The organism is Streptomyces sp. RP5T (assembly GCF_003933965.1).
Taxonomy (GTDB): domain Bacteria; phylum Actinomycetota; class Actinomycetes; order Streptomycetales; family Streptomycetaceae; genus Streptomyces.
In genome coordinates this window covers 1-7135 of sequence record NZ_RSAJ01000436.1, presented here as the reverse complement: position 1 = coordinate 7135, position 7135 = coordinate 1, and the positions used below count along the sequence as shown (strand labels likewise).

Genomic DNA, 7135 nt, shown 5'->3' with positions numbered 1-7135 from the left:
GGCCCAGTTGTGCTCGCCTCTGCACGCCCGGCTCGCCCCGCCCGGTCCGCTCCCCCGCTCCCACCGGCGTCACTTTCCGCCGAGGAGCCCGGCGGGAGGTGCCGACGGCGCTCGGACGCCGACTGGCCGGCCCCGGCGCGGCCACCCCGGTCTCCACCGCGCAGCACCTCCACATGTGCCTGCCGGACCGCCGGTCCCGGCTCCACGCCGAGTTCCTCGACCAGGCGGGTGCGCAGGTCGCGGTGGACGGCGAGGGCCTCGGCGTGGCGGCCGGTGCGGTGGAGGGCGAGCATCAGCTGGCGGTGGTAGGCCTCGCGGAGCGGGTGTTCGGCGGCCAGCGCGGAGAGTTCGGGGACGAGGGCGTCCGGGCGGGTGGCGGCGAGGGCGAGCTCGGCGTCGTAGTGCCACTCCAGGAGCAGCAGCCGGGCCTCCTCCAGGCGCTGGACCAGGGCGTATCCGGCGACTTCGGAGGGGACCCCGCTGAGCGGTGCGCCCCGCCACAGCGCGAGTGCCGCCGCGCAGGCCCGGACGGTCTCCGTCCAGTTCCCCTCGGCGTGCGCGCCGCGGGCCCGGGCGGCGTGGCTCTCGAAGACCTGCACGTCGAGTTCGCCCGGCGCGACGCGCAGCAGGTACCCGGGGGCGACCGCCTGCAGCCGGTCGGGGTCGTCGAGCAGCCGTCGCAGCCGGGAGACGTGGTTGTGGAGGGAGGCCTTCGCCGAGGCGGGCGGGGTGCTCCCCCACAGCGCCTCCTTGAGGGACTTGGTGGAGACGACCCGGCCGGCTTCGAGGAGAAGGGCGGCCAGCAGGATCCGCTGCTTGCGGCTGCCGACCGTCCGTACGGAGCCGGTGCGGCTGACGTGACTGTCGGGGCCGTCATGGCTGCCGTGATCCTCGTGGCCGCTGTGGCCACTGTGGCCGCTGTGGCCGCTGTGGCCGCTGTGGCCGGCGTAACCGCCATCACCGCTGCGGGTGTCGTGGCCGCCGCGGCCGCTGCGATCGCCGTGGCTGCCGTACAGAATCGGCGGCCCGAGCAGTCCGAACCGCAGCCCCGACTGCGATCCGCGCTCCATCACGCCGCCCACTTCTGGCGAAAATCCGCCCTCGTCACGGCGGTTTCCCGCCAGCCGTCCGACTCCGGCCGCTGCCGGAGTCCACTGTCGCTCCGCGGTTGCACACCGTCGGTCCCCCATCGCCGCCGTCGGCTTCGCGCCAACCGGCGGACAACAAAACGTAGATGCGTTGGCCACATGTTAGCGATTTGTTGGCGCAACCTGATGTGATCACAACATCGGATCTGGCCCGAGGGCGCGCGCGTACGACGCGCAACTCGGGGGAGTGTCGCCGTCGTGGCCGGATCCGTGGGACGCGAGAGGGTTCCGGTCGGCGGAGGTGAACGACCGGGACCCTCGTCCTTTTCCCGGGGCCCAGGACCGTGGGCACTCAGATGACGGGCGGGCGGCCCAGCCGGGTGAGGTGCCACACGGTGCGCCAGCGCATGGGGCGCCGTTCGCCGGCCGGTTCCCGCAGGCCCTCGACGAACCCCCCGAACCAGGCACGCAGCGCGCTCGCCGAGCGGATCCGCAGCAGGGTGAGCGCCGTCCATACGCCCAGGTGCACGGGGATGAGCGGCAGGGGCAGTCGGCGGCGGACCAGCCAGACGCGGTTGCGGGCGTTGACCCGGTAGTAGATGGCGTGCCGGGCCGGTGACGTCCTCGGGTGCTGGAGCAGCAGTTCGGGCGCGTACAGGATGCGCCAGCCGCGGTCGGCGGCCCGCCAGGCCAGGTCGATCTCCTCGTGGGCGAAGAAGAACTCGGCTGGCCAGTCCCCGGTCTCGGCGAGCATGGCCGTACGGAAGGCGTGCCCGCCGCCCAGGAAGCCGGTGACATAGCCGCCGCGCAGGGGGTCGGAGGAGCCGACGCGGGGCACGTGCCGCTGCTGGGTCTCCCCGTTCTCGTCGGCAATGCGGAAGCCGACGATGCCGAGCCGCTCGTCGGCAGCGAACAACTCCTGTACGCGGCGCAGCACATCGGGGTCCACGAGCAGGCCGTCGTCGTCGAGTTCCACTACGACGTCCACGTCGCCGAAGTCCCGCAGCCGGGCGAGGGCGACGTTGCGGCCGCCGGGGCAGCCGAGGTTCTCCTCGACGTCGAGGGTGGTGACCTCGCCCGGCAGGGAGAGGCGTTCGGCGAACTCGGGCAGCCGGCAGCCGTTGCCCACGATCACGATCCGGTCGGGGGCGATGTCCTGCTTGGCCACGGACCGCAGCAGGGCGTCCACCTCGTCGGGCCGGTTCCCCATCGTCACCACGGCCACGGCGATCCTCGGCGCGTCCATGTCCTCACCTCGTCCCCTGCGTCCCCGTGTCCCGGCCGTCCCGCCGGTCCCGGACATCTCGCCCCGGTGCGGACGTCGACCGGCGCGATGCTAGCCGTTCACGGTAAGGACTTCTCAGGTATGGGCGATGGTGGGTGCGGTGCGGCGGGCGGTTCACCCGGAGAGACCTCGCCGTGTCATCGTCGCCGATTCTCCTTCCTGCGCACGAACTTCAGGCCCGACCAGTCCTCCCCCAGCGCCGCGACCTTCACGTCGACCACACCGAGGGGGAGGAAGACCTCCCGCAGGGCGTTCTCCGTGACGTCGCTGACGTGTCCCGCGGCCCTGCGCGGCCAGACGATCCACAAGGCGGCGTGGTCCGCGAGGCCGGCGACGAGTTCGTCCGCCTCGGCGGCGAGCCGGGCGTACTCACGGTGGAAGGCCAGGGTGACGTCGGCGCCGCGTGTGCCGCCCGCGGTGACCTCGCAGTCGTCGGGCAGCCCGGGGATGTCCCACTCCTCGGGCGCCCCGTCGAGCCGTACCCGGTGCCCCGCCTTGATGCCGAGCTTCCTGGCGAGGGGCGTGGCGGAGTAACCGCCCGCCGACCCGGTTCCTGGCATACGGCACCTCCGCGCGCTGATCCGGCTTCGTCCACCCCATCGTGACGGTCCCGGCGGACGCTGTCCGTCCGGACACGGCGTCCCGGATACGGCCTCCCGGGACAGACGCCCGAACCGGAAGCAGAAACACCACTTGCACGGGCACGGGCACAGGCACAGGCACAGGCGCCGACATCGGCACCGGCACCGGCTACCGCACCACCCGCGCAAGCAGCGTCGCGAGGTCGGCCAGGAACTGGAGCCAGGGCCTCGCCTGTTCGGCCCGGCGCCCGAACCGTCTGCGCCAGCCGCCGGGCCGGACGTCGTCCCGGCGCTGGATCGTCCTGTCCCGCACCCGTCGTAAGGACGTGGCGCGGCTCGTACCGATGCGCTTGCGTCGCCTCATGCCGGGACGTTAGCCGCATCCCGATCGGTGGCGCAGGGCGGCGGGTCACCAAAACGGGCGGCCGGTTTTTGGCGGTAACGCGTAAACAGGCTTCCGGGGTACGGGTGTTGGGCCCCTGATCCCGGACAGTGGCCGTCTGGCGACGCGTGCGAGTCTGGCGACGCGTGCGAGGCGGGCTAACCGCTCCGGGGCAGGCCCTCGACGCGGTCCTCCACCAAGGCCGAGTACTGCGAGGACATCTTGTCGACGTAGGTGTGCAGGTTGAACTGCCGCTCCACGTGTCTGCGCCCCTGCCGGCCCAGCCTGCCCGCGAGTTCCGGGTCGAGGACGAGACAGCGCACCCGCTCCGCGAGCTGATCGAGGTCCCCCGGCGTCACGACGTACCCCGTCCTGCCGTGGATGACGGCCTCCGGCAGGCCACCGGTGGCGGTGACGACGACGGGCCGTCCGGCGGACATGGCCTCCAGGGGTGCCAGGCCGAGCGGCTCAGGGTAGTCCGAGGGGTACACGACCACGTGGGACCGCGCGTACAGCCGCGGCATGAGCTCCTTGGGGGTGGGGACCAGGTCCACGTGCGGGCGCAGGTGCAGGTCGTCGATGAGCCGGTTGAGCCGCAGGAGGAAGCCCTGCTGTTCCTCGTGCCAGTCGACGACCTCGTGCGGGCTGGTCAGCACGAGCCGGACCGATAGGCCCGTGCGGCGGAGTCTGCCGACCATGCGCACGGCCAGCTCCGCGCCCTTGTCCGGGATGAGACGGGCGGGCAGCAGCACGGTGCCGACCCCGCCGGGGCGGGGCGGCGGCAGATCGCGGAACCGGCTGGTGGCGATCCCCAGATAGGTCCGCCGGGCCCGGATGCCCAGATGGGTGCGGCAGGCGAACGCGAGGTAGTCCGACACCACGTAGTGGCCGTCCCAGGACCGGCAGAACTGGGCCGTCCACGGGTCCTCGGGCCAGATGCTGTGGTACGTGTGCAGCAGGGGCGTGCCGGTGCGCTCCCGGAGCCGGCTCAGCGCCAGCGCCGGTACCGGCGAGAAGTGGTGCAGGTTGTGCCCGTGCACGAGCTGTACGCCCCGGCTCTCCACGGTCCGTGTGAGCCATTCCAGCAGCTCGGCGGCCTGCCGCTGTTCGAGGGGCGTGAGCCGTCTCCTCGTCCCGCCGAGAGCGGTGCGGTGGTACTCGGCCAGCCGCAGCAGGGGGTGAGTGAGGATCTCGACCTGGTCGACCGGCTGCGGCCGCTTCTCGCCGGTGAGCAGGGTCACCCGGTATCCCCTGCGCGCCGACAGGGCGGCGTAGTCGGCCAGATGCGACTCGACGCCTCCGACCGTAGGCGGAAAGGCCCAGTGCACGAGAGCTATGGAGCGCCGCGTTTCTGTTGGCCCACCGCCTACCACGTATCTCCCTCTCGTCGGGGACCGTTCTGCGTCAGGTCGTGCGGGACCGGGATGTCTCGATACGCCACTCCGCGTCGTCGACGCCGAGTACCTCCGTGCCGCCGTCGAGGTCCACGCGCACGTCGACCGAGCGTTCACCGAGCCTCAATCCCCGAACAGCGTAGGGGGAATTCAGTCCCATGAGTGAGGGCGCGATCGGCCGTAGCGCCAGCCGGCGGCCGGGAACATCGACTTCGGGTCGAAGCATCGCGGAGCAGAGCAGTGCCGCGGACGCGGCGGCCCAGGCCTGCGGCCTGCAGGAGGGGGGATACGGCGCCGGCTGTCCGAAACGGGAGGAGGGGTAGGCGGCGTACAGCTCGGGCAGCCGGTAGTCGAAGTGCGCGGCCGCGTCGAGCATGCCGCCCAGCAGCGTCGCGGCCTCCTCGGCGAAACCGGTGGTGGCGAGTCCGTGTACGGCGATGGCGGAGTCGTGGGCCCAGACCGAACCGCCGTGGTAGCTGAACGGGTTGAATCCGGCCAGATGCGCGGAGCGGGTGCGGATGCCCCAGGGGGTGCGGAGCTCGTCGGACATGAGCGTCTCGGCGACCCACCGGTGCTCCTTGTCGTCCTGGAGGATGCCGGAGTTCAGCAGGTGGCCCATGTTGGAGGCCGGACCGGTGACCGGGTGCCCGCCGCCGTCGACGGCGATGGCCGGATAGCGTCGGCCGTCCTGCCGCTCGACCCAGAAGAACCGGTGGAAGGCGGCGCGCAGCCGCTCGGCCCGCTCCCGCCAGCGCGCGGCCTCCTCGTGCGCTCCCTCGAGCGCGGTGAGGAGTTCGGCGTATCCCGTGGCGGCCTGATAGGCGTATCCCTGGACCTCGCACAGGGCGATCGGCGGGTCGACCCGCCGTCCCTCCGCGTCACGGATCGCGTCGGGCGAGTCCTTCCACCCCTGGTGGAGCAGCCCGTCCTCGCGACCCTTGCCGTAGCTGATCAGGTCGTTGGCGTCCATCGCCTGTTCGACCCAGCCCATGGCGGCCCTCGCGTGGGGCAGCAGCGCGGTGATGTCCTCCTCGGCGAGGCCCCATTTCCACGCCTCGTGCAGGAGCACGACGAACAGGGGGGTCGCGTCCACCGAGGCGTAGTAGCGGGCGGGCAGCACCATGCCGTCGCCGTGCCGGGTCTCCGCGGGCCGCAGCTCGTGCAGGATCCGGCCCGGGGCCTCGTCCGTGAACGCGTCGTGGCGGGTGCCCTGGCGCCTGGCGAGGGCCCACAGCGTGCCGCGGGCCAGCCCGGTGCCGAACGGGAGCATCATGCGGGCCGCCCAGATGCTGTCGCGGCCGAACAGGCCCAGGAACCAGGGGCATCCGGCGGCCACGAACTGGTCCTCGCGCTCTTCGTCGGAACTGTTCCGCTCGGCGAGCCGCAGCGCCTCCAGGTCGGACAGGGCCCGCTCCAGCAGCGCCGCCATGCGCTCGTGCCCGGCCACCTCGGCCGTCTGCCAGGGGGCGTCCTGCCGCGGCGGGACCGGATACCCCGCGACGGTCGTGGTCTTGCCGTGCACGAGCAGTTGTACGGACCACTCCGCGTCCGGCGCCAGCAGCAGCTCCCAGTGGAACTCGACCTGGCCGGGGCGGCCCTCAACCGGCGTGATCACCGGCGTGATCACCGGCGGAGTCCCGCCGCCGGGCGGCCGTACGGGCTCGGTTCGCAGGACGACCTCGCTGTTGTCGTGCGGGCTGTGCCACCGCACCGCCGGGACGACACCCTCCGCCTGCTCGCAGGGGACGTCCTCGACGGGCAGGCCGGCCTTGATCGTGGCCACATCGGCGAGGTCGGTGGCGGCCACCACCGAGACGGTGAACCGGGCCGACCGGCCGCTCACGTTCTGCACCTGCACGGTGTCACCCGACTCCCCCCGGTCCGGACGCCGCACGGTCCGCTCGCGCGCGACCAGCAGCCAGGGGGCGGACGTCGGGTCCTCGGAGGACCGGCACACCGCCCTGAACAGCGCTTCCCGGGAGCCCTCCGGACGGTGGGCGACATGCTCCGGCTCCTGGCCGTCGACGAGCAGCCGGAGCGTGTGCAGCAGCCTGCGGTCCTGGTCGTAGAAGCCGTCGACCCCGGTTCCCCGCAGCTGGCCGTCCTCGGAGGACATCGCGAACGACGGCGCTGCCAGGCAGATCACCGTGTCGTCCAGAAACGGCTGACGGCCCGTCTGAGGGGAGGCGGAGTCGTTCACTGAAGTACCTTTCCGAAGCGCCGCGAGGCCCACCGCGACCGTGCCGGCCCGGCCCGCGGGCGGTCGTCGCAGCCCCGCAAGCGGCGAGGGCGGTCCGGACAAATCACCCGAGGCAGCCGCTTGATGGGGAGCCACGATAACGGCTGGCTGCCCCCGCAGCCATCATGCGAGGTCGGGCGAGCCGACGGGTGGACGAGGGGTGGTC

Annotated in this window: 6 protein-coding genes; all 6 read right to left on the bottom strand. The window is 72.5% G+C overall.

The window, feature by feature from the left end:
• Positions 1-1070: AfsR/SARP family transcriptional regulator (locus tag EHS43_RS32595; protein ID WP_260470815.1), on the bottom strand; the 1070-nt coding region annotated here is incomplete at its 3' end.
• Positions 1071-1440: 370 nt separating this feature from the next.
• The gene (locus tag EHS43_RS32590; RefSeq protein WP_125194275.1) at positions 1441-2334 is read right to left on the bottom strand and encodes a glycosyltransferase family 2 protein; all 894 of its coding nucleotides are present in this window, start codon (positions 2332-2334) and stop codon (positions 1441-1443) included.
• Between the two features lie 176 nt (positions 2335-2510).
• The gene (locus EHS43_RS32585; protein ID WP_125194274.1) at positions 2511-2933 is read right to left on the bottom strand and encodes a DUF3052 domain-containing protein; all 423 of its coding nucleotides are present in this window, start codon (positions 2931-2933) and stop codon (positions 2511-2513) included.
• A gap of 190 nt (positions 2934-3123) precedes the next feature.
• Positions 3124-3318, bottom strand: coding sequence for a hypothetical protein (locus EHS43_RS32575; protein WP_125194273.1), 195 nt, complete (start codon positions 3316-3318; stop codon positions 3124-3126).
• A gap of 176 nt (positions 3319-3494) precedes the next feature.
• Entirely contained in the window at positions 3495-4664 is a 1170-nt protein-coding gene (locus EHS43_RS32570; RefSeq protein ID WP_260470814.1) for a glycosyltransferase family 4 protein, read from the bottom strand.
• Positions 4665-4740: 76 nt separating this feature from the next.
• Positions 4741-6930 (bottom strand): glycogen debranching N-terminal domain-containing protein, encoded by a 2190-nt coding sequence (locus EHS43_RS32565; RefSeq protein ID WP_260470813.1) that lies wholly within the window; start codon positions 6928-6930, stop codon positions 4741-4743.
• Positions 6931-7135: the final 205 nt, after the last annotated feature.

Excerpts from the sequence above, each read along its gene's own strand:
- EHS43_RS32585 (WP_125194274.1), bottom strand. The coding sequence starts at position 2,933 with ATGCCAGGAACCGGGTCGGCGGGCGGTTACTCCGCCACGCCCCTCGCC.
- EHS43_RS32575 (WP_125194273.1), bottom strand. The coding sequence starts at position 3,318 with ATGAGGCGACGCAAGCGCATCGGTACGAGCCGCGCCACGTCCTTACGA.
- EHS43_RS32590 (WP_125194275.1), bottom strand. The coding sequence starts at position 2,334 with ATGGACGCGCCGAGGATCGCCGTGGCCGTGGTGACGATGGGGAACCGG.